This window comes from Allobosea sp. Root483D1 (genome assembly GCF_001429505.1).
GTDB lineage: Bacteria > Pseudomonadota > Alphaproteobacteria > Rhizobiales > Beijerinckiaceae > Allobosea.
Window position 1 is genome coordinate 431,983 of record NZ_LMJW01000018.1, and the last position, 22,879, is coordinate 454,861.

Annotated in this window: 21 protein-coding genes and 1 pseudogene; 14 read left to right on the forward strand and 8 right to left on the reverse strand. The window is 67.4% G+C overall.

What is annotated here, in order from left to right; translation table 11 throughout:
• Window positions 1-6 precede the first annotated feature (6 nt).
• Entirely contained in the window at window positions 7-723 is a 717-nt protein-coding gene (locus ASE66_RS17395) for a GntR family transcriptional regulator (protein ID WP_057190940.1), read from the forward strand.
• A gap of 18 nt (window positions 724-741) precedes the next feature.
• On the opposite strand, the gene ASE66_RS17400 is transcribed toward ASE66_RS17395, so the two are convergent.
• Complete coding sequence (locus tag ASE66_RS17400; protein WP_057190941.1) at window positions 742-1,755, reverse strand: AraC family transcriptional regulator; 1,014 nt, start codon at window positions 1,753-1,755, stop codon at window positions 742-744.
• Between the two features lie 72 nt (window positions 1,756-1,827).
• Here ASE66_RS17400 and ASE66_RS17405 point away from each other — a divergent pair, with 72 nt between their 5' ends.
• The 5 genes from ASE66_RS17405 (at window position 1,828) to ASE66_RS17425 (ending at window position 6,054) form a co-directional block, all read left to right on the forward strand.
• Window positions 1,828-3,039, forward strand: coding sequence for an MFS transporter (locus ASE66_RS17405; RefSeq protein WP_057190942.1), 1,212 nt, complete (start codon window positions 1,828-1,830; stop codon window positions 3,037-3,039).
• Between the two features lie 144 nt (window positions 3,040-3,183).
• Entirely contained in the window at window positions 3,184-4,047 is an 864-nt protein-coding gene (locus ASE66_RS17410) for an AraC family transcriptional regulator (RefSeq protein ID WP_057190943.1), read from the forward strand.
• Window positions 4,048-4,064: 17 nt separating this feature from the next.
• On the forward strand, window positions 4,065-4,775 hold the full coding sequence (locus tag ASE66_RS17415) for an AzlC family ABC transporter permease (protein ID WP_057190944.1): 711 nt from the start codon (window positions 4,065-4,067) through the stop codon (window positions 4,773-4,775).
• Window positions 4,772-5,071, forward strand: coding sequence for an AzlD family protein (locus tag ASE66_RS17420; RefSeq protein ID WP_057190945.1), 300 nt, complete (start codon window positions 4,772-4,774; stop codon window positions 5,069-5,071). The genes ASE66_RS17415 and ASE66_RS17420 overlap by 4 nt, the downstream gene beginning before the upstream one ends.
• A gap of 20 nt (window positions 5,072-5,091) precedes the next feature.
• Window positions 5,092-6,054, forward strand: a complete 963-nt coding sequence (locus tag ASE66_RS17425; RefSeq protein ID WP_057190946.1) for a PLP-dependent cysteine synthase family protein — start codon at window positions 5,092-5,094, stop codon at window positions 6,052-6,054.
• Between the two features lie 117 nt (window positions 6,055-6,171).
• Here ASE66_RS17425 and ASE66_RS17430 read toward each other — a convergent pair whose 3' ends face one another.
• On the reverse strand, window positions 6,172-8,007 hold the full coding sequence (locus ASE66_RS17430) for an aminopeptidase P family protein (RefSeq protein ID WP_057190947.1): 1,836 nt from the start codon (window positions 8,005-8,007) through the stop codon (window positions 6,172-6,174).
• Window positions 8,008-8,307: 300 nt separating this feature from the next.
• Between ASE66_RS17430 and ASE66_RS17435 the strand changes: the two genes are divergently transcribed.
• Window positions 8,308-8,553: a hypothetical protein gene (locus ASE66_RS17435; protein ID WP_057190948.1), complete on the forward strand. Its 246-nt coding sequence runs from the start codon at window positions 8,308-8,310 to the stop codon at window positions 8,551-8,553.
• A 57-nt stretch (window positions 8,554-8,610) separates the two neighbouring features.
• Window positions 8,611-8,739 carry a hypothetical protein gene (locus ASE66_RS33710; RefSeq protein ID WP_274532960.1) on the forward strand — a complete coding sequence of 43 codons (129 nt, stop codon included), beginning with the start codon at window positions 8,611-8,613 and terminating at the stop codon, window positions 8,737-8,739.
• A gap of 156 nt (window positions 8,740-8,895) precedes the next feature.
• On the opposite strand, the gene ASE66_RS17440 is transcribed toward ASE66_RS33710, so the two are convergent.
• Together ASE66_RS17440 and ASE66_RS33715 are read right to left on the reverse strand one after the other, a co-directional pair.
• Window positions 8,896-9,843, reverse strand: coding sequence for a 50S ribosomal protein L11 methyltransferase (locus tag ASE66_RS17440; RefSeq protein WP_057190949.1), 948 nt, complete (start codon window positions 9,841-9,843; stop codon window positions 8,896-8,898).
• A gap of 171 nt (window positions 9,844-10,014) precedes the next feature.
• A complete protein-coding gene (locus tag ASE66_RS33715) occupies window positions 10,015-10,140 on the reverse strand; it encodes a hypothetical protein (RefSeq protein WP_274532964.1) in 126 nt (41 codons plus the stop codon).
• Between ASE66_RS33715 and ASE66_RS33275 the strand changes: the two are divergent.
• Window positions 10,091-10,378: pseudogene (locus tag ASE66_RS33275) on the forward strand (winged helix-turn-helix transcriptional regulator); the annotation flags it as partial. The gene ASE66_RS33715 and the pseudogene ASE66_RS33275 sit on opposite strands and share 50 nt — an antisense overlap.
• Window positions 10,379-10,862: 484 nt before the next feature.
• Here the strand turns inward: ASE66_RS33275 and ASE66_RS17450 are convergent.
• Together ASE66_RS17450 and ASE66_RS17455 are read right to left on the reverse strand one after the other, a co-directional pair.
• Complete coding sequence (locus ASE66_RS17450; protein WP_057190950.1) at window positions 10,863-13,229, reverse strand: UvrD-helicase domain-containing protein; 2,367 nt, start codon at window positions 13,227-13,229, stop codon at window positions 10,863-10,865.
• 120 nt (window positions 13,230-13,349) lie between these two features.
• A complete protein-coding gene (locus tag ASE66_RS17455) occupies window positions 13,350-14,276 on the reverse strand; it encodes an alpha/beta hydrolase (RefSeq protein ID WP_244494964.1) in 927 nt (308 codons plus the stop codon).
• Window positions 14,277-14,428: 152 nt separating this feature from the next.
• On the opposite strand from ASE66_RS17455, the gene ASE66_RS17460 reads away from it, so the two are divergent.
• The 3 genes from ASE66_RS17460 to ASE66_RS17470 all read left to right on the forward strand — a co-directional run bounded on the left by ASE66_RS17460 (window position 14,429) and on the right by ASE66_RS17470 (window position 19,224).
• Window positions 14,429-16,069: an acyl-CoA dehydrogenase family protein gene (locus ASE66_RS17460; protein WP_057190951.1), complete on the forward strand. Its 1,641-nt coding sequence runs from the start codon at window positions 14,429-14,431 to the stop codon at window positions 16,067-16,069.
• Window positions 16,070-16,186: 117 nt separating this feature from the next.
• Window positions 16,187-18,214, forward strand: a complete 2,028-nt coding sequence (locus ASE66_RS17465) for a PAS domain-containing sensor histidine kinase (RefSeq protein ID WP_244494965.1) — start codon at window positions 16,187-16,189, stop codon at window positions 18,212-18,214.
• 137 nt (window positions 18,215-18,351) lie between these two features.
• Window positions 18,352-19,224 (forward strand): DMT family transporter, encoded by an 873-nt coding sequence (locus ASE66_RS17470; protein WP_200964610.1) that lies wholly within the window; start codon window positions 18,352-18,354, stop codon window positions 19,222-19,224.
• Here the strand turns inward: ASE66_RS17470 and ASE66_RS17475 are convergent.
• Window positions 19,215-20,105, reverse strand: a complete 891-nt coding sequence (locus ASE66_RS17475) for a LysR substrate-binding domain-containing protein (RefSeq protein ID WP_057190953.1) — start codon at window positions 20,103-20,105, stop codon at window positions 19,215-19,217. The two genes, ASE66_RS17470 and ASE66_RS17475, sit on opposite strands and share 10 nt — an antisense overlap.
• 111 nt (window positions 20,106-20,216) lie before the next feature.
• Window positions 20,217-20,651 carry a peptide-methionine (R)-S-oxide reductase MsrB gene (msrB, locus tag ASE66_RS17480; RefSeq protein WP_244494975.1) on the reverse strand — a complete coding sequence of 145 codons (435 nt, stop codon included), beginning with the start codon at window positions 20,649-20,651 and terminating at the stop codon, window positions 20,217-20,219.
• A gap of 217 nt (window positions 20,652-20,868) precedes the next feature.
• Between msrB and ASE66_RS17485 the strand changes: the two genes are divergently transcribed.
• Window positions 20,869-22,119, forward strand: coding sequence for a DUF3419 family protein (locus ASE66_RS17485; RefSeq protein ID WP_244494966.1), 1,251 nt, complete (start codon window positions 20,869-20,871; stop codon window positions 22,117-22,119).
• A 98-nt stretch (window positions 22,120-22,217) separates the two neighbouring features.
• Window positions 22,218-22,835 carry a class I SAM-dependent methyltransferase gene (locus tag ASE66_RS17490; protein WP_082613524.1) on the forward strand — a complete coding sequence of 206 codons (618 nt, stop codon included), beginning with the start codon at window positions 22,218-22,220 and terminating at the stop codon, window positions 22,833-22,835.
• Window positions 22,836-22,879: the final 44 nt, after the last annotated feature.

The window sequence follows — 22,879 nt, forward strand, 5'->3', positions numbered from 1 at the left end:
ACACGCATGGCGAAGGTGAGCGAAAAGACCACGCTGTCGACGACGGTCTACCAGAAGCTGCGCAGCGACATCATCCAGGGCGAATTCCGCCCGGGCGAGAAGCTGCGGATCGAGCCGATCGCCGCGACCTATGGCGTCGGCAGCAATGCGGTGCGCGAGGCGCTCTCGCGTCTCTCGGCGGAGCGGCTGGTCGAGCGCTATGAGCAGCGCGGTTTCGCCGTGCCCGCGATCGCGCTCGACGACTGGCGCGTGCTGGTGCGCACGCGCTGCTGGCTCGAGACCAAGGCGCTCGAAGAGGCGATGGCCAATCGCGACGAGCACTGGGAAGAGGGCATCGTGCTCGCTTTGCACCGCCTGTCGCGCTTCCGCTCGGACCGCCCGGAGGAGAGGGCCGGCTGGGAGGATGCGCACCGCAACTTCCACCGGGCACTGCTCGCCAATTGCGGCTCGCCCTGGCTGCTCGAGTTCTGCGACATCCTCGCCGACCATGCAGCACGCTACATCTCGATCTCGCACGCTTATGGCAATATGCCACGGAACGGCCAGAGCGAGCACGAGGCGCTGATGAAGGCTGTCCTGAACGGCACAGCCGCGGATGCCGGTGCGTTGCTGGTGGCGCACTACACCAAGACGCTGCAGACCATCGAGGAGCTGTTCGCGCAGGGACGCTTCGCGCCGCTCACCGAGCCTCGTAGCGGGCGGGCCGAAGCGCTGGCCGACTGAGCTTCCCCGTTCGGAGGGCTATTCGGCCAGACTTCGCGGTGACGCATCGATAGGCCGCGCCGCGGGGATCGGCGGCTCGGCGTTGCGGAAATGGCTCGGCGACTTGCCGATCACCCGCTTGAAGGCGCGGCTGAACGAGGCTTCCGAATCGTAGCCGAGACGGCGGGCCACGGCCGAGATCCGCATCCGGTCGCGCACCAGCCACTGCCTAGCCTGATGCATCTGGACCTGCAGGACATAGCGCGCCGGCGTCTCGCCGACGACCGCGGCGAAACGCTCGGCGAAGGCGGAACGCGAGGCGTGCATCACCCTGGCGAGCGCATCGACAGTCCAGTCCTCGCTCGGGTTGAGGTGGATCGCGGCGAGGACGCGGCCGATGTCGGGATCGCGGGCGGCGGCGACCCAGCCGGTGGCGCTGCCGCAGCCGCGCTCGACCCAGGACCGGATCAGGGCGGCGGCGACCACGTCCGCCAGCCGCGTCAGGATGCCGCCCGCGCCGACGCGATCCAGAGCAAGTTCACATGCCATGGTGGTCAGCAGCGCCGGGATCGCCGGCTCATGCACCGCCATCTCGTGGACCCACATCAGCTCCGGCATCATCCGCAGCATCGGGTGCTGGGCGTCGACGTTGAAGCAGAGGCTGGCGCTGAAGAACAGCGTCGCTTCGCCGTCGTCGCCTTCTGCTGCGCCGCCGCCGCGCGCCTCGGCGATCTCGCCGCAACAGGCCTGGAAGGCGCAGCGCCCGGTCGGCTTCGCCGACAGGCCGGGCTCGCTGGCGAGTACATGCTCGACGCCGCGCGGCATCAGCACGGCGTCGCCCTGTTCGAGCCGAACCCAATCGCCCTCGGGCGCGCGCAGCCAGCAGCCATGCTCGGCCATGAAGTGAAAACGCGCTGCCGGCTGGGCCGGAAACAGCAGGCACCAGGGCGTGGTCATCTGGTAGCGAGCGTAGTCGACGCCTTCGAGCCGGAGACCGCGAAGCATCTCGGTCAGCGGGTCAGGTCCCGATCTTCTGGACGATTGGTCAAGCATATCGGGTTTTCTAGCATGGAAGCTCCAGGCGGTCACGCCTAACTCCGGTGTCCATTCTTCCTGGAGCGACCCATGTCGGATTCCTTGTCAGCCACAGCCGATGCCGAACTCGTCGGCATCGTGCCCGACGAGCGTACCGCCGCCTGGCCGGCGGTCTTCGCGCTCGCCATGGGCGTGTTCGCCCTGGTCAGCGCCGAGTTCCTGCCCGCCAGCGTCCTGACCTCGATCGCCGCCGATCTCTCGATCAGCGTCGGCGCCGCCGGGCAGACCGTCACGGTGACCTCGCTGGTCGGCGTCGCCGCCGCCATCTTCACCCCGATCCTCACCAGCCGCTTCGACCGGCGCCTGGTACTCTGGACGCTGTTGTCGCTCCTGGCGGTATCGAGCCTGGTCACGGCCATGGCCAACGGCTTTGCCATGCTCCTGGCCGCGCGCTTCCTGCTCGGCATCGCCCTCGGCGGCTTCTGGTCGATGGCGCCGGCGCTGACGCTGCGGCTGGTGCCGGCCCAGTCCGTGCCGCGGGCGCTGGCGATCATCTCGGCCGGCGTTTCGGCCGCCTTCATCGGCGGCGGGCCGCTTGGCGCCTATCTCGACGCCCTGATCGGCTGGCGGATGGTGTTCGGGCTGTCGGCCGGGCTGGCCGGCGTCGCCCTGCTGGCGCTGCTGACGTCGATGCCGCCTCTGCCGCCGCAAACGACGCCGCGGCTGGGCACATTGGTGGAACTGCTCTCGCGGCCGAGCGTGCGCCTGATGCTGCTTTCGGTGCTCGTGATCATCTCCGGGCAGTTCACCGGCTTCACCTATATCCGACCCTTCCTCGAGCACGCTCCGCAGCTCGGCGTCACAGCGATCACCTTCGTGCTGCTTGGCTATGGCGTCGGCAACGTCATCGGCAATTTCGCCGGCGGTGCGGTCGCGGGACGTGGCGTCAAGCTCGCGATCGTTTCGTTCGCGCTGACGATCGGCATCCTGGCGCTGGTCATGATCCTGTTCGGCGCTTCGTCGCTCGTCGCAGGGATCACCGTCGCGCTCTGGGGCTTCGCGTTCGGCTTCGCGCCGGTTGGGTTCCAGAGCTGGATGGTGCGCATCGCGGCCGATCATGCCGAGGCGGCGAGCGGGCTCCTGACCGCGGCCTTCCTGGTCGCGATCGCCAGCGGCGCGGTGTTCGGCGGCCTGCTGGTCAACTATGTCGGCGGCCTTGGCCCGATCGGCTACATGGCGGTGGCGACGCTCGCCGGCGCGCTGCTGGTGCTCGTCGCCGGCAAGGAGCCGCCACGCCCCTGACTCCTGACAGATGGCGACGTGCTTTGCGTTGGCGCGATTTCTCGCCGCTCGGCTGTGAGCAGCCGAACGGAAAGCGCGCTGGCGTGATCGTCGCCATCACTTTTCTTCAAGACACGAAGGGCGGCTTCCGCTCTATCTTGCGCCATGGATCTGATCAGCCAGGGCGACGCATTGCTGGAGATGCCGCTCCAGACGGGGGAGCATGCCCGCCTGTTCACGGCGGCGCGCTTCTCCGGGCTGGAATGCCTGTCGGCGAAGTTCTCGACCCACACCTATTCGCCGCACGCCCATGAGACCTATGCGGTCGGCACGATCCTGTCGGGCTGCGAGCTCTGGCATGCCCGCGGCCGCACGCTCTTCGCCCGCAGCGGCGACCTCGTCTTCAACCATCCGCTCGATGTCCATGACGGCGCGCCGAGCGAAGGCGGCTATCGCTACCGGATGACCTATCCAACGATCGAGCTGATGCGCGAGGTCGCGATCTCGCTCACCGGTGACGAGAGCATCGGCACCCCGTTCTTCCCCGAACCGACCGTGCAGGACCCGGAAGGCTCGGCCCTGTTCTCGGAGGCGCATCGCGCGCTGGAGGAGGGTGGGGACGCGCTTGCCGGAGAGGAAGGCCTGCTGCGCGCCTATGGCTGGTGCCTGTCGCGACATGCCGATCTCTCCATCCGCGAGATCGGGCGCGAGCACGGGCCGATCGCAAAGGCGAGGGAACTGCTCGAGCAGCGCTATGACGAGGATTTGTCGCTGGCCGATCTGACGCGGCGCTCAGGCCTGCCGCGGCATCACCTGATCCGAGCCTTCCGGCGCGAGACCGGGCTGACGCCGCATGCCTATCTCGTCGATGTCCGCGTCCGTCGCGCCCGCGAGCGGCTGCGGCGCGGCGAATCCCCCGGCGCGGTCGCGGCCGCCACCGGGTTCTGCGACCAGGCGCATCTGACCCGCGCCTTCAAGGCGAGGCTCGGCGTGACGCCGGGCGTCTTCCGCGCCGCCCATCACGGCTGACGACATCAGGAAACTCCATGTCCTGGAAAGATGAAGCCCGTGCAGGGCTGAATGACATCTGGCCGGCTGCGTTGGCGGCGGTGCCGATCGGCCTGCTCTTCGGCGCGCTCGCCGCCGGCAAGGGGCTCTCCCCGCTCGAAGTCTTCCTGATGAGCGTGCTCGTCTTCGCCGGCGGGGCGCAGTTCGCCGCGGTCGAGCTCTGGGCGAGCCCGGCGCCGATCGTCGCGCTGGTGTTCTCGACGGCGCTGATCAATGCCCGCCACATCCTGATGAGCGCCTCGATCGCGCCGAAGCTCAAGGGCTTCTCTACGGCCCAGATCTTCGGCGGGCTCTACTACATGGCCGACGAGAACTGGGCGCTGGCCGAGAAGCGGGCCCGAACCCATCCGGTCACGCCGGCCTACTGGTTCGCCATGATCGTGCCGTTCGTGCTTGGCTGGCTGACGACCTCGACCACGGGCGCGATCATCGGCGCTGCGCTCGGCGACCCCAAGCGCTACGGCGCTGACTTCGCCTTCACCGCGCTGTTCATCGCCCTGACCGCAGCCTTCTGGAAGGGCCGCGTCACCGCCTGGACGGTGGCCGCGGCCGGCCTCGCCTCGGCGCTCGCCTACAAGCTCGCCGGACCGCCCTGGCATGTGCTGGCGGGCGCGCTCTGCGGCCTCGCCGCCGCCTGGATCGCCGCTGGCGACATCGCGGAGAAACCTGTCGAAAGCCCGGCCGAATGACTGTTGATCCGATCAATCTCGCCGCCTTCCTCGGCATGGCGCTGGTGACCTATCTCACCCGCATCGCCGGCTTGGCACTGGTCGGCCGCCTCAACCTCTCGCCGCGGGCGCAGGCCGCCTTCGACGCGATCCCGCCTGCCGTGCTGATCGCGGTGATCGCGCCGAGCGCGCTCGCGACCGGTTGGCCGGAGACGGTCGCAGCATTGGTCTGCGGCCTGGCGGCAACGCGCCTGCCGCTGCTCGGTGTGGTTGCCGTGGGCGTCGCAACCGTGGTTGCCTTGCGCATGGTGGCCTGAGGCTGGCCGAGGGAGAACACATGCGTCCCGTGATGAATTCCGTGGTCGAGGCGATCGGCGACACGCCGCTGGTCCGGCTCGACCGGCTGACGCGGCATCTCGGCGCCAACGGGATCATCCTCGCCAAGCTGGACTATCTCAATCCCGGCTTCTCGAAGAAGGACCGGGCCGCGCTGGGGATCATCGAGGAGGCGGAACGCGCCGGCACGCTGAAGCCAGGGCAGACCGTGGTCGAGCTCACCTCCGGCAATATGGGCACCGGGCTTGCGATCGTCTGCGGGATCAGGGGCTATCCCTTCATCGCAGTGATGTCGAAGGGCAACTCGGAAGAGCGCGCCCGGATGATGCGGGCGCTCGGGGCCGAGGTGGTGCTGGTCGACCAATTGCCCGGCTCGGTGCCCGGGCAGGTTTCGGGCGGCGATCTCGAACTCGTCGATCGGGAAGCGAAGCGGATCACCGGGGAGCGCGGCGCCTTCCGCGCCGACCAGTTCCACCGCGACGGCAACTGGCTGGCGCACTACCGCACGACCGGGCCGGAGCTTTGGGAGCAGAGCGGCGGGGCGCTCGACGCTTTCGTCGACTTCATCGGCTCGGGCGGCAGCTATGCCGGGGTAACCAAGGCGCTGAAGGAGCGCAGCCCGGCGCTGCGCTGCTATGTGGTCGAGCCGGCCGGCGCTGCCGCTGCGGCGGGCGAAGTGGTCACAAGGCCCGACCATCCGATCCAGGGCGGCGGCTATGCGATGGCCGATCTCGCCTTTCTGAAGGATGTGCCGGTCGACGGCTATCTGCAGGTGGCGGGAGACGAGGCGCGGGAGATGACACGGCTACTCGCGCGCCATGAGGGGATTTTCGGCGGGTTTTCTGCCGGGGCGAATGTTGCGGCGGCGCTGCAACTGCTTGGTGGGGCTGAGGCCGGGAAGACGGTTGCCGTCATCATCTGCGACTCGGGCCTGAAGTACCTGTCGACTGATTTGTGGGGGTGACGCGCAGTCATGCTCGGGCTTGACCCGAGCATCTCAGGCCGAGGAGGCTCCATTCAGTGCCTTTCCCGTCATGAGATTCTCGGGTCTGCGCTTCGCTTCGCCCGAGAATGACGGTTGCTACAACGGCAGACACGCCTGCTCCAGCCAGGCTTTTGCCTCGCCCTCGACCAGTGGCGCGAGATTGCTCCAGACCTGCGCGTGATAGGCGTTGATCCAGGCGAGCTCGCCCTCGTCGAGCAGTGAGAGGTCGATCAGCGCGCGCTCATAGGGGCACCAGGTCACGGTCTCGAAGCCGTACATGGTGCGCTCGGCGCCGGGGATCTGGCGCTCCTCGACGATGATCAGGTTCTCGATGCGGATGCCGTAGGCGCCTTCCTTGTAGTAGCCGGGCTCGTTCGAGAGGATCATGCCGGGCTCGAGCGGCGTGGTGCCGAGCTTGGAGAGGCGCTGCGGGCCTTCGTGCACCGACAGATAGCTGCCGACGCCATGGCCGGTGCCGTGGTCGAAATCGAGCCCGGCCTGCCAGAGCGGGGCGCGGGCGAAGGCGTCGAGCTGGGCGCCCGACGTGCCTTTCGGAAAGACCGCCCGCGAGATCGCGAGATGGCCCTTGAGCACGCGGGTGTAGCGGTCGCGCATCTCCGCCGTGGGCTCGCCGATCGCCATGGTGCGGGTGATGTCGGTGGTGCCATCCTCGTATTGCCCGCCGGAATCGACCAGAAAGATGCCGGGCTCGATCCGGCGGTTGCTCGCTTCGGTGACGCGGTAATGCGGCAGGGCCGCGTTTGGGCCGGCGCCGGCGATGGTGGTGAAGGAGACGTCGCGTAGTTCGCCGGTCTTCAGCCGCTCGGCCTCCAGCGCCGCGACAGCGTCGATCTCGGTCAGTCCGCCCTTAGGCGCCTCGCGTGCCAGCCAGGACAGGAAACGGACGATCGCGGCGCCATCGCGCAGGTGTGCCCGCCGGCTGCCGCTGAGCTCCGTTTCGTTCTTCTTCGCCTTCATCAGCGCAATCGGGTCGGTGCCGGCGTCCGGCGTGCCGCCGGCATCCCGGATCAGCGTGGCTAGCGCGGCAGCGGCGGTGCTGGAATCGAGCCTGACCTTGGCCTTGGCCGCGCCGAGCGCCTTGAGCTGCTGTTCGAGCGCCTGCGGCGGCGCGATCTCGCCGAGCGCGCCGATGGCGTCGCCGGCCTCGTTGGTGATTTTCTCCGGCGCGAGGAAAACGGTCGGGCGGCCCTCGCGCGGCACGATCGCATAGCCGAGCGGCAGCGGCGTGTGCTCGACATCGCCGCCGCGGATGTTGAAGACCCAGGCCAGCGCATGCGGGTCCGAGAGGACAAGCGCGTCGACCTTGGCCTTGGCGAGCTCCTGCCGGATGCGGGCGAGCTTGCTGGCGCTGCTCTCGCCGGCATAGGCAGCCGGATGTGCCTTGACCGGAGCCGTCGGGGGGGCAGGGCGGTCGCTCCAGAGCGCGTCGATCGGGTTCGGCGTCACCGGGACGAGCATGCTGCCCGCCGCTGCGGCCGCTTTCTCCAGCCTGGCGACGCCGTCGACAGTGTGGAGCCAAGGATCGTAGCCGAGCTTGCCGCCGGCCGGGAGATTGGCCTCGACCCATTTGTCGAGCGGCGTTTCCTCCATCTTGGTCGGCGTCACGACGCTCGTGTCGGTCTGCGCCGCCGACTGGATGGTGTAGCGGCCGTCGACGATCAGGGCCGCTTTATCTGCGAGCACGATGGCGTTGCCGGCCGAGCCGGTGAAGCCGGTGAGCCAGGCGAGGCGGGCCATATGGGCGGGGACATACTCGCCCTGGTGCTCATCGGCTCGCGGGATGATGAAGCCGTCCAGCCCTTGCCTGGCCAAGGCGGTGCGCAAGGCTGCGACGCGCGGCGCGACTTGCGACGGATCGCTCGGCTCGGAGAAGGACTGAAAGCGGGAGGCGGTCGATCGCGATTCGGTCATGGAGGGCTCTGAGGCTGGATTTCGGCCATGCTCGCCTCCATGTGCCGGAAAGGCCAGTGCAAAACTGCCGGTTGGCCCCTGCTTTCGAAGCGGGCGCGCATTGGCTCGCATTTGAGCTGATTGCCTCTTGGCTATGCGAATTGCGCAGTCGTTAACGGATATCTGTTTTCGGTATGCGTTTTTTGCATGTTGTGCATATGCGAACGTATCTTCTCGCAAGTGCGAAGACGGCCCACTTTAGCCGCATAAGAGAACGAGGAAGCGACCGGGACTGTCCTTCGTGATCTGAGGAGAGACCCTATGACCTACGTACTGAATTCCACCGATGTCCTGCCGGCCGCGACCCGCGCCGCAGCGACGGAGACGAAGGCCGCCGGCCAGGGCTTCTGGCAGCGCCTCTACGCCGCGATGATCGAGAGCCGCCGCCGTTCAGCCATGCGCGAGCTGCGCGCCCATAGCTACCTGGTGCGCGAGAGCGAGCTGGTGCTTGGCGGCTTTCCGGCGACGACGCTGAAAACCGACGCCGAGTTGCCCTTCAACCGCTGACTTCAATCGCCGCAGGCTGCGAACCGCGCCGCGCGCATCGAAAAAGGAACCAAGACCATGATCGCCATCGTCAAGCACGCCTATGACGCCGTCGTCGACGCCGCCAAGTTCGCCGCCGCCGTCTGGAACGATGCCCGCGCCATGCAGGCGCAGGCCGAAGAGAAGTACGGCCATCTCGGCTTCTGATCCGGCGGCGAGCTTCGCCGCCATGCCGGCCGCCTGACGCGGCGTTCTGCGCTTCCGGTGCTCACGGACTTGATGTCCGCTCCGGTTCGCGCACGCCACGCCATTCGGCCCGGCCTGACGACAAATCCCTGCTCGCCGTCTTTCAAAGCGTAGGGCCTAGTAGAGGCGGCGCGGCCTGACGGCTGCGCCGCCTCTTTTCATGACCAAAGTCGCCCAGCCCTCCCGCGAGGTGCGCCGCGCCAGCGCCAATCCCTGGTGGCGATAGGCCGAGACGACGCCGGCGACGTCCATTTCCAGCAATCCCGACAGGATCACCGTGCCGTCATTGGAGAGGGCGCGGGCGATCGCGGGCGCGAGCTTGCGTAGCGGGCCGGCGAGGATATTGGCGAAGATCAGGTCGAAATGGCGCGGCCGGTTCGCCTTGGCGTGGCGCAGGCCCGGCGCGACATAAAGGTCGAGTGCCTGCGGTGCGTGGTTGATCCTGGCATTGTGAGCGGAAACCTCGATCGCGATCGCGTCGATGTCGCCGGCGACGACCTTGCGCTTGACCTGCTTGGCGAGCGCGAGCGCCAGGATGCCGGTGCCGGTGCCGACATCGATGGCGTGCTTCGGCCGGCGCTTCTTCAATTCGGCATCGAGCGCGAGCAGGCAGCCGGCGGTGGTGCCGTGATGGCCGGTGCCGAAGGCGAGCGCCGCCGCGATCTCGATGGCGACGTCGTTGACGCGCACCGCCTCGCGATCATGCGAGCCGTGGACGAGGACGCGCCCCGCGCGCACCGGCTGCAGGCCGTCCAGGCTGGCAGCGACCCAATCCTTCTGGTTCACCGTAGTGAAGGGCGTGGAATCGATGCCGTCGCCGACGATCGGGCGCAGCATGTCGCGCACCGCGTCCTCGTCCGGATGCGTCGCGAAGTAGACCTCGACCTTCCAGGGCGCGTTCAGCGAGAGCGTGGTGACGCCGGTCTCGACCTCGAAAGCGGAGACGGCCGTCTCGGTCGGGTCGAAGACCTCGCCGAGCAGCTCGGTCAAGGCGCGTGCCTTGTCGCCGCTGGTTTCGAGTTCGAGGACGGTCGCGACCGTCGATGGCAGGAGGCCTTCGCGCATGACGGGGAATTAGCAGGGCGATGGCGGCTTGTCATTCGGTTGCCGCCACCTCTCTCTGTCGTCCCGGACAAGCGGCGAAGCCGCGCCGATCCGGGACCCATGCCTGAACCGTTCCGGAATGGGTCCCCCTTCGTCGCCCAGGACGACTTGCAAGGGGCAGGGCGATTGCCCTCAGCCGTGCTGCGCGTTCAGCTGGGCGAAGATCGCGGCGATCTGGCCGTTCTCGGCGGCGAAGCGCAGCGGCTTGCAGCGCTCGACGATGATCTCGCCCGAGGTCGGACGCGCCGTCGGTGGCATCAGCCAAAAGATGCTGACCAAGACGCTGCGCGAGATGGAGCGCGACGGGCTCGTCGTCCGCACCGTCCACCCGGTGATCCCGCCGCATGTCGACTACACGCTGACCGAGCTCGGCCGCGAGCTCAGCGCTGCGTTCTGTGGCGTGTGGACCTGGGCCGAGACCTATCATGCGCAGGTCTCGGCGGCGCGAAAGGCGTTCAGGGAACGGGAGGAGAGGTCGGGGCGCCTACTACCCTGAGATCATGAACGCTGCGCTTTCCGTCATGGTCGGGCTTGTCCCGACCATCCACGTCTTCCTCCAGGCAGTGCGGTGTTCAAGACGTGGATGCTCGCCACAAGGGCGAGCATGACGAAGTGGATTAGCGGACAGCGAGTCCCTCGCAGCGCAACTGGTCGCGACCGCCTTCACAGCGGCGGCGATTGCCGTGCTGCATGTTCTTGTGATCGGCACAGCAGCCGTTCGCCTTGTGTGGCTTGCAAAGCAAGCAGCCGGCGCGGGCGCTCTTCGGACGTTTGCGTTTGTGGTGCATGGTGACCTCTCGGCTCCGAATTACCACAGCCAAACCACATGATCACAATAGTCCGTTGTCGTCCTGGGCGGAGCGCAGCGTAGACCCGGGACCCATTCCGGAACGTTTTTCGGCAAGGCTCCGGAATGGATCCCGGATCGGCGCGGCTTCGCCGCTTGTCCGGGATGACCCTCGTTGTGAGGTGCAGGCTCGCTATCCCGTCTTCTGCACGAAGCTATCCAGCACCATCTTCCTGCCCGCCTTGTCGAAATCGACGGTCAGCTTGTTGCCGTCGACGCTCGCGACCGAGCCGGGGCCGAACTTGACGTGGAAAACGCGGGCGCCGGGGTCGAAGGCCGAGGTGCCGGTCGATTTCGCTGTCAGCTCGCCCTCGATCAGCATCGGGCCGCGCTGGCGAGAGCCGAAGCCGCGCTGGCCGGCGTCGGAGAAGCCCGAGTTGCCGCCGCCCGAATTGAACTTGGCCTTGTTCTCCTGCGCGCGCTGCCAGCCCGGCGTCTGGTAGGAGGAGCCGAAGCTTTCCATGCGCTCGAAGCGCGAGGCGCCATAGCCGCCTTGGCTGTAGGTCGACGCCGCCTGGACGACCTCGACATGGTCCTCCGGCAGTTCGTCGATGAAGCGCGAGGGCAGGCTCGACTGCCAGAGGCCATGGATGCGGCGGTTCGAGGCGAAGAAGAGCTTCAGCCGCTTGCGGGCGCGGGTCAGGCCGACATGGGCGAGGCGGCGCTCCTCCTCGAGGCCGGCGCGGCCGTTCTCGTCGAGCGCGCGCTGGCTCGGGAACAGCCCTTCCTCCCAGCCGGGCAGGAAGACGGTGTCGAACTCCAGTCCCTTGGCGGCGTGCAGCGTCATGATCGAGACGCGGGCGCCGCCATCGCCGCTGTCGGCGTCCATCACCAGCGAGACGTGCTCGAGGAAGGCCGGCAAATCCGGGAACTCGTCGAGCGAACGGACCAGCTCCTTCAGGTTCTCCAGTCGTCCGGCGGCATCGGCGGAGCGGTCCTTCTGCCACATCTCGGTGTAGCCTGATTCCTCAAGCACCAGCTCGGCTAGCTCGCCCTGCGGCATGGCTTCGGCCCGGGCCGACCAGCGGGCGAAGGCCTCGACCAGTTCGCGCAGGGAGGTGCGAGCCTTGGGCTTGAGCTCGTCGCTCTCGACGACGACGCGGGCCGCCTGCAAGAGCGAGAGCTGCGCGGCGCGGGCATAATTATGGAGGATCTGGATCGTTGCGTCGCCCAGCCCGCGCTTGGGCACGTTGACGATGCGCTCGAAGGCGAGATCGTCAGTGGGGCTCACCACGCAACGCAGATAGGCCATCGCGTCGCGGATCTCGGCGCGCTCGTAGAAGCGCGGGCCGCCGATGACGCGATAGGGCACGCCGACATGAATGAGCCGCTCCTCGATCTCGCGCATCTGCGCCGAGATGCGGACGAGGATGGCGACCTCGGCGAGGTTCTCGCCTTTGCTTTGCATCGCCTCGACCTCATCGGAGATCAGGCGGGCTTCCTCCTGGCTGTCCCAGGCGCCGGTGATGGTGACCTTCTCGCCGGGCTCGTCCTCGGTGCGCAGGGTCTTGCCGAGGCGGCCCTCATTGCGGGCGATCAGCTTGGAGGCGGTGGCGAGGATATGGCCGGTCGAGCGGTAATTGCGTTCGAGACGGACCACGGTCGCGCCCGGGAAATCGTGCTCGAAGCGCAGGATGTTGTCGACCTCGGCGCCGCGCCAGCCATAGATCGACTGGTCGTCGTCGCCGACGCAGGCGATGTTGCGCCGGCCCTGGGCGAGCAGGCGCAGCCAGAGATACTGGGCGACGTTGGTGTCCTGATACTCGTCGACGAGGATGTAGCGGAAGCGCTCGTGATAGCTCGCCAGCACGTCCGGATGCTCGCGGAACAGCGTCAGGCAATGCAGCAGGAGATCGCCGAAATCGACGGCGTTCAGCGTCTTCAGCCGGTCCTGATAGGCGGCATAGAGCTTGCCGCCCTTGCCATTGGCGAAGACACCGGCCTCGCCCGGCGGCACGTCCTTGGGCGCCAGGCCGCGATTCTTCCATGAGTCGATGAAGCCCGCCAGCATGCGGCCGGGCCAGCGCTTCTCGTCGATGCCTTCCAACTGGATCACCTGCTTCATCAGGCGGATCTGGTCGTCGGTGTCGAGGATGGTGAAGTCGGAGCGCAAATCGAGCAGCTCGGCATGGCGGCGCAGCAGCTTGGCCGAGATCGAGTGGAAGGTGCCGAGCCAGGGCATGCCCTCGGCGACCGGGCCGACGAGATGGGCGACGCGCTCCTTCATCTCGCGCGCCGCCTTGTTGGTGAAGGTCACCGACAGGATCTGCGAGGGGAAGGCGCGGTTCGTCGCGATCAGATGGGCGATGCGGGTAGTCAGCACGCGGGTCTTGCCGGTGCCGGCGCCGGCCAGAACCAGCACGGGGCCGTCGGTGGCCTCGACTGCCAGGCGCTGCTCCGGATTGAGGCCCTGCAGATAGCCGGCCGCCGGCTGCGCCGCCGCGCGCGATGCGAGGCCGCCGGGGCGGGGCAGGGGGGCCGAGGTGGTGTGGTCTGACAAGGGATCTGCTTGCGTGATCGTGATTCGTTCTCGGTCAATATAGGGGCAGGCGTGGCGGATTGCTCGCCGTCGCGGATGGTTTTCCGCCACGGCGAGCGCGTCACTATAAACCCAGCCGCGTCAGCGCGCTGGCAGCAGATATCTCAGTCCCTGCGTGAAGCCGCGCGGTGCGACGGAGAGGTGATCCTCGTCGTTCAGGACCACCGATTTCACGCTCAGGCCCGGATACTTCCGGCCGCGCAACGCCGCTTCCAGGGTCTGGTTATCGGCGACCATGTCGACGCTCTGGCTGTAGCGCCGGTCGCCTTTGCGCAGCGCCTCGTACTCGCCGACATAGAGGAAGACCTTGGCCGGCAGATCGCGGTTCTTGGCGGCATAGCTCGCCTCCAGCCCGAGGATGTGGCGCTTGTCGTACCAGAGCGACGGGCTGCCGAGGATGTAGCCGCTGAATAGGCCTGGCTCGGTGAAGAGGATCTGAGCGCCCAGCAACGACCCGTAGGAGTGGCCGAGAAAGAGCGCTCTCGCCGGATCGGTGCGGTAGCGGGCGGCGATGAACGGCTTCACCTGGTCGCGTAGATAGGTCTGGTAGGCCTGTCCTTGGCCGTGGATCGCGCCTGATGGTGCAGTGCTCGGCCCGTTCGGCGTCGGCGTGTAGTCGCGTCGGCGGCTGACCGCGCCGTCCTCGCCCTTGCCATAGGACAGGCCGACCAGAATGAACTCCTCGACCCTGGGGCCGTCGAGGTTCAGGCGGCGGTTGATCTGGCGGATGATCGGGAAGGCGTAGTCGGCATCGGTGACGTAGAGCACCGGATATTTCCGCTGCAGCTCCTTCCCATAGGACGGCGGGAGGGCGACGAAGACCTGATAACCACGGCGCGAGACCGGATCGGGCACATCCCAGACCTCGCTGTCGGCGATCTCATAGGGACGGCCTTCGCCCGGCTGCACTTTCGGAACGGATTGCGTCTGGGCTTGCGCCGGGACGGTCGCAAGGCCGAAGCCGGCGGTAAGAGCGATGACCAGGGTACTCAGGGCGCGTCGCAGCACGTGTAGGCTCTCCATAGGCCCGCGCCGATGGCGGCGCGCCGGGCGAGGTACGAGGAGAACTCGGGCGGCAATCGGGCAGGTTCGCAATTCCGGAGCGCCGGCATAGGCTGGTGGTTAATGACGGGGCGGTTCGCGGATCGGAAGGGAAGGCCATGACCCAGGCATCGCACGCCCATCAGGTCACCAATCAGGTGCCGCCGCTGGCCGATTACGATGCCTATGCCGCTGACCCGGTGCTGAAAGCCGTTATCGCGGCCTTCGACGCCGGCTGGGCCGATGAGCGGCTGCATGAGGCGGGGCGGACGGTCGGCGCGGCCGAGACGATCGAGATGGCGCGGCTCGCCAACCGGCATGGGCCGGAATTGCGCAGCCATGACCGCTTCGGCAACCGCCTCGACCAGATCGAGTTCCACCCGGCCTGGCATGCGCTGATGGCCCGCGCCATCGGCCAGGAGACGCATGCGCTCGCCTGGAACCGGCCCGGCCCGGGAGCACAGGTGGCGCGGGCTGCCCTGCAATATCTCTGGTATGGCTGCGAGAGCGGCATCTGCTGCCCGATCTCGATGACCTATTCGGCGATCCCGGTGCTGAAGCAGGACCGGGCGCTCTGGGCGCAATGGGGCGCGCTGATCTCGTCGAAGACCTACGACAAGCGCCAGGGGCCTGCCGCGGGCAAGCTAGGGGGGACCGTTGGCATGGCGATGACCGAGACCCAAGGTGGCTCGGACCTGCGCCAGACCCAGACCATCGCTTATGACAATCGCGACGGCACCTATTCGCTGCATGGGAGCAAATGGTTCTTCTCGGTGCCGCATTCCGACCTCTTCCTGACGCTGGCGCGCAACGAGGAGGGCATCTCCTGCTTCGTCGTGCCGGGCTGGCGGCCGGATGGCGAGCGCAACGGCATCGCGATCCAGCGCCTCAAGGACAAATGCGGCAACCGCTCGAACGCCTCCTCCGAGGTCGAGTTCAGGGGGGCGATCGGCCATATGCTCGGCGATCCCGGCCGGGGCCTGCGCACCGGCCTGTCGATGAACCACAATACGCGGCTCGACATCGCCGCGGCGTCAGCCGGGCTGATGCGGCAGGCGGTGATGCTCGCCGGCCATCACGCCCAGCATCGTACCGCCTTCCAGCGCCAGCTGATCGACCAGCCGATCATGCAGAACGTCCTCGCCGACCTCGCCATCGAGGCGGAGGCCGCGGCCTGGCTCGCCTTCCGGCTGTTCGCCGCGGTCGACCGGCAGGAGCAGTCGGAAAGCGAGAAGCTGCTGGCCCGGATCGGCGCGCCGCTGGCGAAATACTGGGTGGCCAAGCGCACGCCGGCGGTCGTGGTCGAGGCGCTGGAATGCCATGGCGGCAACGGCTTCATCGAGGAGAACCCGATGGCGCGGCACTATCGCGAGGCGCCGCTGAACTCGGTCTGGGAAGGCTCGGGCAACGTCATCTGCCTCGACGTGCTGCGCTCGCTCGAGCGCGAGCCGGGCTCGCTGCAGGCGCTGCGCGCCGAACTGCACGCGGTCTCGGGCCAGGACCGGCGCTACGATGCGGCGCTGCAGGGCTTGGATACGGACCTGCATGAGATGATCCGTCATGAAGGCCAGGCCCGGCGGCTGACCGAGCGGCTGGCGCTGATGCTGCAGGGCGCGCTGCTGATCCGTCACGCGCCGCATGCGGTGGCCGATGCCTTCGTGGCGACACGGCTCGGCGGGCACTGGTCCGGCCATTTCGGCGACTTGCCGCTGGCGGTCGATACGGCGACGCTGGCGCGGAGGGCGGTGCCGGAGGGCTGACGGCAGGCGGAAACTCGATCTTTTCTCGCTTGCGCCCGCGTGCGAAGGAACCAGCAGCCGGCGCCGCGCATTCTGTCGTGTCGGAGCAGTTCAGCCCGACATTGCGGAACGATCGACGTGCACAGCGACGCCGGCCTCATTGCCCCCATCCTGACGCAGATGTTCGAGCAGGCGCCGACCTTCATGGCGCTGCTGCGCGGTCCGGATCACCGCTTCGATCTCGCCAATCCAAGTTATCTCAGATTGATCGGCGATCGCGAGGTCGTCGGCCGCACCCTGGCTGAGGCGCTGCCGGACGCCGTTGCGCAGGGTGTCGTGGACATCCTCGACGACGTCTATCGCACCGGCGTGCCCTACACCGCGAACGGCGCACGCTTTCTGATCCAGGCCCAGCCCGGCGGGCCGAGCGAAGAACGCTTCCTCGACTTCGTCTACCAGCCGCTGCGCGATGCCGACGGCAAGGTCAACGCTATCTTCGTCGAGGGCGCGGACGTCACCGAGCGGACCTTGTCGGAGCGGGCGAGGCGCGACAGCGAAGCGCTGTACAAGGGCCTGTTCGACGCGATCGATGAAGGCTTCTGCATCATCGAGTTCCTGTACGGGCCGGATGGTCCCGACAGCGACTACATCCACATCCAGGCCAATGCCGCCTACGAACGCCATGCGGGCATTCCGAACGTGGTCGGCCAGAAACTGCGCGAAATGGTGCCGGACGAGGCGGACGCATGGGTGGCGCGTTATGGCGCCGTGCTGCGCACCGGCGAAGCGATCCGCTTCCAGCAGGAACTGGTCGCGACCGGTCGCCATCTCGAGCTTGCGGCGGTCCGCATCGAGCCGGCAAGCCGCAAGCAGGTCGCCGTCATCTTCCAGGACATCACTGCGCGCCGCCGGGCCGAGATCGCCCTGGCCGAGCTCAACGCCACGCTTGAGCAGCAGGTCGAGAAGCGTTCGGCCGAGCTGCTGGCCGCCGAGGAAGCCTTGCGCCAGAGCCAGAAGATGGAGGCCGTCGGCCAGCTCACCGGCGGCATCGCCCACGACTTCAACAACATCCTCGCCGGCATCGGCGGCAGCCTCGAAATGGCCCAGGCGCGGATCGCGCAGGGCCGGATCGCCGATACCGAGCGTTTCCTGACCGGTGCAAAGAGCGCGGTGCGACGAGCCGCCAGCCTGACCGAGCGATTGCTCGCCTTCTCGCGGCGCCAGACACTCGCCCCGAAGCCGGTCAACGTGAACGGCCTGGTCAACGGCATGCTCGACCTGATCACGCGCAGCGTCGGGCCGACGATCGCGATCGAAGCGGTCGGTGCGGCGGGCCTGTGGACCGTCCATGCCGATGCCAGCCAGCTCGAAAACGCCCTGCTCAATCTCTGTATCAACTCGCGCGATGCCATGCCCGATGGCGGCAGGCTGACGATCGAGACGGCCAATCGCTGGATGGATGAGCGGGCGGCGCGATCGCGCGACCTGAAGCCGGGGCAATATGTCTCGCTCTGCGTCTCCGACACCGGCACGGGCATGACGCCGGACGTGATCGAACGCGCCTTCGATCCGTTCTTCACGACCAAGCCGATCGGCCAGGGTACCGGGCTTGGCCTGTCGATGGTCTATGGCTTCGCCGGGCAGTCCGGCGGTGCGGCGCGGATCTATTCGGAGCCCGGCAAGGGCACGATGATCTGTATCTACCTGCCCCGCCGTGCCGGTGACCTTGCTAGCGAGGGCGAAGCACTGACGGACCAGGCCCACCCGCAGCCGGCTGCGGGTGGCGAGACCGTACTGGTCGTCGACGACGAGCCCCTGGTCAGGATGCTTGTCGTCGAGCAACTGGAAGAACTCGGCTATCTCGTCGTCGAGGCGGACGACGGGCCCTCGGCACTGAAGATCATCGACACGAAACAGCCGATAGATCTTCTCATCACCGATGTCGGCCTACCTCGCGGCATGAACGGCCGCCAGTTTGCAGACGCCGCGCGCGCGCGGCGTCCAGGCCTCGAAGTGCTGTTCATCACGGGCTATGCCGAGAATGCCGTGCTCAACCACGGCCACCTCGATGCGGGCATGCACATCATGACCAAGCCGTTCGAGATGGAGGTTTTCGCGCGGCGCGTACGCGAGCTGCTCGACGGTCGCAGGTCGGCGAAGATCTGAGGGTCTTCGCTCCTCGCCGGGCGGTTGGCGAGAAGGGCGCTACCATAAGCGTTCCTGATCCTGGCATCCAAATTCGGGATTTCTATAGCGCAGGCGATTCTGCGAGCCTTTTCGATATGTCATGCGAGGCATTCGAAATGGACAAGAGACAGTTGACCGGCATTCTCCTGCTCGTGATCGCGCTCCAGATCCTGCCAGTCTCGGATACGCTCGCGAAACATCTCTCCGCGTCGTTGCCTGTGCTGCAGGTGATCTGGGCGCGTTTCTTCTTTCACTGCCTGGCGACGGGTCTCTATAGCTCCTGGCGCTATGGCCCGCGCCTGCTGCTGCCCACGGTTTCCTGGGTCCTGACCGCCAGGAGCGCCGCGCTCTTTTTCGCGGTTGCGCTGTTCTATGTCGCGATCCACCAGATGCCGCTGACCACGGCGCTGACGCTGTGGTTCGTCGAGCCCTTCCTCCTGACGATCCTCGCCATGCTCGTCTTCAAGGAGAAGGTCGCGCCGCTGCAATGGCTGGCGATCGCCGTCGGTTTCCTCGGCATCGTCCTGGCGATCAGGCCGAGCGCCGACAACTGGCAGTGGAGCTATCTCATCGGCCTTGGCGCCGGCATGGGTTATGCCGTCTTCCTGCTGCTGACGCGGGTGGTCGAGAGTAAGATTCCGGCGATCGTCTCGGTCTACCAGACCGGCCTCGTCGGCTGCGTCCTGTCGAGCATCGCGGTGATCCCGGTCTGGCAAACGCCGAGCGCCGTCCAATGGCTGCAGCTGATGGCGACCGGCTGCGTCGCCGCAAGCGCGCATTTCCTGATCATCAAGGCCTTCGAACGGGCGCAGGCGAGCCTGCTCGCTCCCTTCACCTATGCGGAGGTTATCACCGCGACCATGCTCGGCGTTCTCGTCTTCGGCGACGTGCCGGATCGCTGGGCCTATGCGGGACTCGCGATCATCATCCTGAGCGCGATTGCCGTGGTCCCGCGCGAGCCGCGACGCGAGGAGGCGCCTCAGGCGTGATGATGGGCTTGCGGCTCGTATCGGAGCGGCGCCGGCGCGAGACCGATCCGGATCTCGTCGGCGAGCGCATCGAGGACTGGCGAGGTGCTGGCCCGGTTGAGCTTGAGGCAGAGGTGGACGGGGGCGAGCGGGGGCAGGCCTTCGGCCTGACCCAGAATCCGCACGCCCGCCGGAGCGAGGCTGCGCTCGACGGCGCTGACGCCCATGCCGGAACGGACCGCAGCGTGGATCGCCCCGATATTGTCGCTGCTGAAGCCGATCCGCCAGTCGCGCCCGGCGGCATCGAGAGCCTCCGCCATCGTCGCCCGGCAGACGCAGCCGTCGGGAAACACGGCCAGGGAGAGAGGGCGGCTCTTTGCCTGGGATGGTGTCGCTGCGATCCAGACAAGCTCTTCCGTCCGGATCAGCTCCTCCTCCGCGACCGCGCCGCGGCTGGCGACGAGCGCGAGGTCGATCAGCCCGTCCTTCAGCCTGCGCTCGATGGCGACGCCGTTGTCGCAGACGACATCGATCTGAACCCCGGCTTGAGCCTCGGCGAAGCGGCGCAGGATCTCGGGCAGCAGGATGTTGGCGTAGTCGTCGGAGGTGCCGATGCGGACGATTCCCGACAGATCGGCCTGGCCGATGCGGCTCATGGCCTCGTCGCTGAGCGAGAGGATGCGCCTGGCGTAGTGGAGCAAGAGTTCGCCTTCCCGCGTCAGCTGGACCTGGCGTTTCGTCCGGTCGAAGACCTCTTTGCCGAGCGCCTCCTCCAGCCGCCTGATCTGCATGCTGATTGCCGGCTGGGTCCGATGCAGCCGGTCGCCGGTGCGCGTGAAGCTCTGCGTCTCGACGATCGTGACGAAGGTCTTGAGCAGTTCGGTCTCGATCGGCGGCCGCATCCTGGCGCTCCGGCATCAGCTGTCGGGCGAGGCTACAGGATGAAGGGGAAATCGGCTATCGGCGGCAGCTGTCGTCATGGTCGGGACAAGCCCGACCATGACGGGGAGGCGTCAACCCACTTCCGGCGCGAAATCCATCGCCACGCCGTTGATGCAGTAGCGCAGGCCGGTCGGGGGCGGGCCGTCGGGGAAGACGTGGCCGAGATGGCCGCCGCAATTGGCGCAGTGCGCCTCGACCCGGTGCATGCCGAAGCTGTAATCCTCGCTCTCCTCGACCGCGCCTTCGAGCGGCTGATCAAAGCTCGGCCAGCCGGTGCCACTCTCGAACTTCTTGTGCGACCTGAACAGAGGCTGGCCGCAGCCGACGCAGGAGAAGGTGCCGGCGCGCTTCTCGAAGTTCAGTGCGCAGGACCCGGCCCGCTCGGTGCCGTGGCCGCGCAGGACCCGGTACTGCTCCGGCGTCAGCTTCTCGCGCCATTCAGCGTCGCTGAGCTGGAAGGGGAATTCGCGTTCCGCCGGCTTCCCCGTTTTGGCGAACATGTCCATCAGGCCCATGCGAGGCTCCTTTCCGCGTGCTCTGGTCGGATTGTCGCGCGAGATATGGGGATTTGTCTTCCGGATTTCACGGGGGCGCAATGCGGCCTGTTTCACGTTCGTGTTCGGCGGCGACCGCTCTCTTCTCCGGTGTCGCCCCGCGTCACCCAACCGTCACGCGACTCCTCTAGTCGGCTCGCCATCGCAACGGGCGCAGACGAGGGGCCTCGTGACGCAGACGATCCGCGCAGTGAAGCGCACGACCAATCTCGGCCTGACCACCGCCGTCCATCGCAGCAAGCCCCTTTCGCGAGCCGGCCTGCTCGAGCGGATGTTCACGCTCGCCTTCTCCGGACTGGTCTATCCGCAGATCTGGGAAGATCCGGTCGTCGACATGGAGGCGCTGGCGCTGCAGCCCGACGACCATCTCGTCGCCATCGCTTCCGGCTCCTGCAACATCCTCTCCTATCTCACTGCCGATCCCGCGAAGGTCAGTGCGATCGACCTCAACGGCGCCCATATCGCGCTCGGGCATCTCAAGCTCGCGGCGCTGCGCGAGATCGACGATCACGCGATTTTCCGCCGCTTCTTCGGGCAGGCGCAGTCGAAGGCCAATGTCGAGACCTATGACCGATTGATCGCGCCGCGGCTCGATGCCGTCAGCCGGGCCTATTGGGATGGGCGCAACCTCGTCGGTCGCCGCCGCATCGAACTCTTCGCCCGCAACTTCTATCGCTACGGCCTGCTGGGCCGCTTCATAGGCACGGGGCATTTTCTGGCGCGCCGGCTCGGCTGCGATCCCAGGGTCATGCTGCAGGCGAAGACGATTGAGGAGCAGCGGGCGCTGTTCGAGCAGCATCTGGCGCCGGTCTTCGACAAGAGACTCGTGCGTTGGCTGGTGCGCCAGCCGGCCTCGCTCTACGGGCTCGGCATTCCGCCGGCGCAGTACAAGGCGCTTGCCGCCGATGGCGATACCGGAATCCGGGGCGTCCTGCGCCACCGGCTGGAGCGGCTCGCCTGCGGCTTCGACCTGAAGACCAACTATTTCGCCTGGCAGGCTTTCGGCCGCGGCTATGGGCCGGAGCCGGATGCGGCGGTGCCGCCCTATCTCGAGCGCAGCAATTTCGAGACGGTGCGGGCGCGTGCCGGCCGCGTGGCCTACCATCAGAGCGCGATCACCGCTTTCCTCGAAAGGCAGCCGGCCGAGAGCTGCAACGGTTTCGTGCTGCTCGATGCGCAGGACTGGATGAACGATGCAGAGCTGACGGCTTTGTGGACGCAGGTGACCCGGAGCGCCGCGCCCGGAGCGCGCGTGATCTTCCGCACAGCTGCCGACGAGCGTTTGCTGCCCGGCCGGGTGCCGGAGGCGATCCTGTCGCAATGGCAGTATGACGAGCCGCGCAGCCGTGAGCTCGGTGCCCGCGATCGTTCCTCGATCTACGGCGCCTTCCATCTCTATGTCCGCGGGGCTGCGGCGTGATCGACGAGTCTGGAGCTGGATCTGAGCGAAAAACCGGCTCCCACTTTTTCGTATCCAGCTCAGGCAGCGGGACGGATGCCGCCGGCCTGATGGACCGGATGTATCGCGTCCAGCGGCACATCTACGATGCGACCCGCAAATTCTATCTGCTCGGCCGCGACGGGCTGATTGCTGGCTTGAAGCCGCCGCCGGGCGGCGCGGTGCTGGAGGTCGGCTGCGGCACGGGCCGCAACCTGATCAAGATCGCGCGGCGCTATCCGCATGCGCGCTGCTATGGGCTCGATGTCTCCGAGGAGATGCTGCGCACCGCGCGCCAGCAGGTGGCGAAGGCCGGATTGTCCGAGCGGATAGTGCTGGCGCAGGCTGATGCGACGGATTTCGACCCGCAGGCCCTGTTCGGCCGAGCCGGCTTCGAGCGGGTGGTGATCTCCTATGCGCTCTCGATGATCCCGCCCTGGCGCGAGGCGCTGGCGCAAGCGCTTGCTGTCGTCGCGCCGGGTGGCGCGCTCCATATCGTCGATTTCGGCGACCAGGCGCATCTGCCCGGTCCGTTCAGGGCGGTGCTGAATCGCTGGCTGGCGCTGTTCCATGTCACGCCGCGCCGGGATCTCGATGCGGTCGTGACCGATCTCTGTGCCGAGGCCGGCGTGATCGGCGGCACCACGCGGCTGTTCGGCGGCTATAGCGTGCAGGCGGTCGCAATCAGGCCGGCTTGAGCGCTGGGGCTGGACGCCATCGCTGCCACGCTGCTACGTCGACT

Bases quoted from the DNA above. Each gene is read 5' to 3' on its own strand.
- ASE66_RS17395 (WP_057190940.1), top strand. From the start codon at position 7: ATGGCGAAGGTGAGCGAAAAGACCACGCTGTCGACGACGGTCTACCAG.
- ASE66_RS17400 (WP_057190941.1), bottom strand. From the start codon at position 1,755: ATGCTTGACCAATCGTCCAGAAGATCGGGACCTGACCCGCTGACCGAG.
- ASE66_RS17405 (WP_057190942.1), top strand. From the start codon at position 1,828: ATGTCGGATTCCTTGTCAGCCACAGCCGATGCCGAACTCGTCGGCATC.
- ASE66_RS17410 (WP_057190943.1), top strand. From the start codon at position 3,184: ATGGATCTGATCAGCCAGGGCGACGCATTGCTGGAGATGCCGCTCCAG.
- ASE66_RS17415 (WP_057190944.1), top strand. From the start codon at position 4,065: ATGTCCTGGAAAGATGAAGCCCGTGCAGGGCTGAATGACATCTGGCCG.
- ASE66_RS17420 (WP_057190945.1), top strand. From the start codon at position 4,772: ATGACTGTTGATCCGATCAATCTCGCCGCCTTCCTCGGCATGGCGCTG.
- ASE66_RS17425 (WP_057190946.1), top strand. From the start codon at position 5,092: ATGCGTCCCGTGATGAATTCCGTGGTCGAGGCGATCGGCGACACGCCG.
- ASE66_RS17430 (WP_057190947.1), bottom strand. From the start codon at position 8,007: ATGACCGAATCGCGATCGACCGCCTCCCGCTTTCAGTCCTTCTCCGAG.
- ASE66_RS17435 (WP_057190948.1), top strand. From the start codon at position 8,308: ATGACCTACGTACTGAATTCCACCGATGTCCTGCCGGCCGCGACCCGC.
- ASE66_RS33710 (WP_274532960.1), top strand. From the start codon at position 8,611: ATGATCGCCATCGTCAAGCACGCCTATGACGCCGTCGTCGACGCCGCC.
- ASE66_RS17440 (WP_057190949.1), bottom strand. From the start codon at position 9,843: ATGCGCGAAGGCCTCCTGCCATCGACGGTCGCGACCGTCCTCGAACTC.
- ASE66_RS33715 (WP_274532964.1), bottom strand. From the start codon at position 10,140: ATGCCACCGACGGCGCGTCCGACCTCGGGCGAGATCATCGTCGAGCGC.
- ASE66_RS17460 (WP_057190951.1), top strand. From the start codon at position 14,429: ATGACCCAGGCATCGCACGCCCATCAGGTCACCAATCAGGTGCCGCCG.
- ASE66_RS17470 (WP_200964610.1), top strand. From the start codon at position 18,352: ATGGACAAGAGACAGTTGACCGGCATTCTCCTGCTCGTGATCGCGCTC.
- ASE66_RS17475 (WP_057190953.1), bottom strand. From the start codon at position 20,105: ATGCGGCCGCCGATCGAGACCGAACTGCTCAAGACCTTCGTCACGATC.
- msrB (WP_244494975.1), bottom strand. From the start codon at position 20,651: ATGGACATGTTCGCCAAAACGGGGAAGCCGGCGGAACGCGAATTCCCC.
- ASE66_RS17490 (WP_082613524.1), top strand. From the start codon at position 22,218: ATGTATCGCGTCCAGCGGCACATCTACGATGCGACCCGCAAATTCTAT.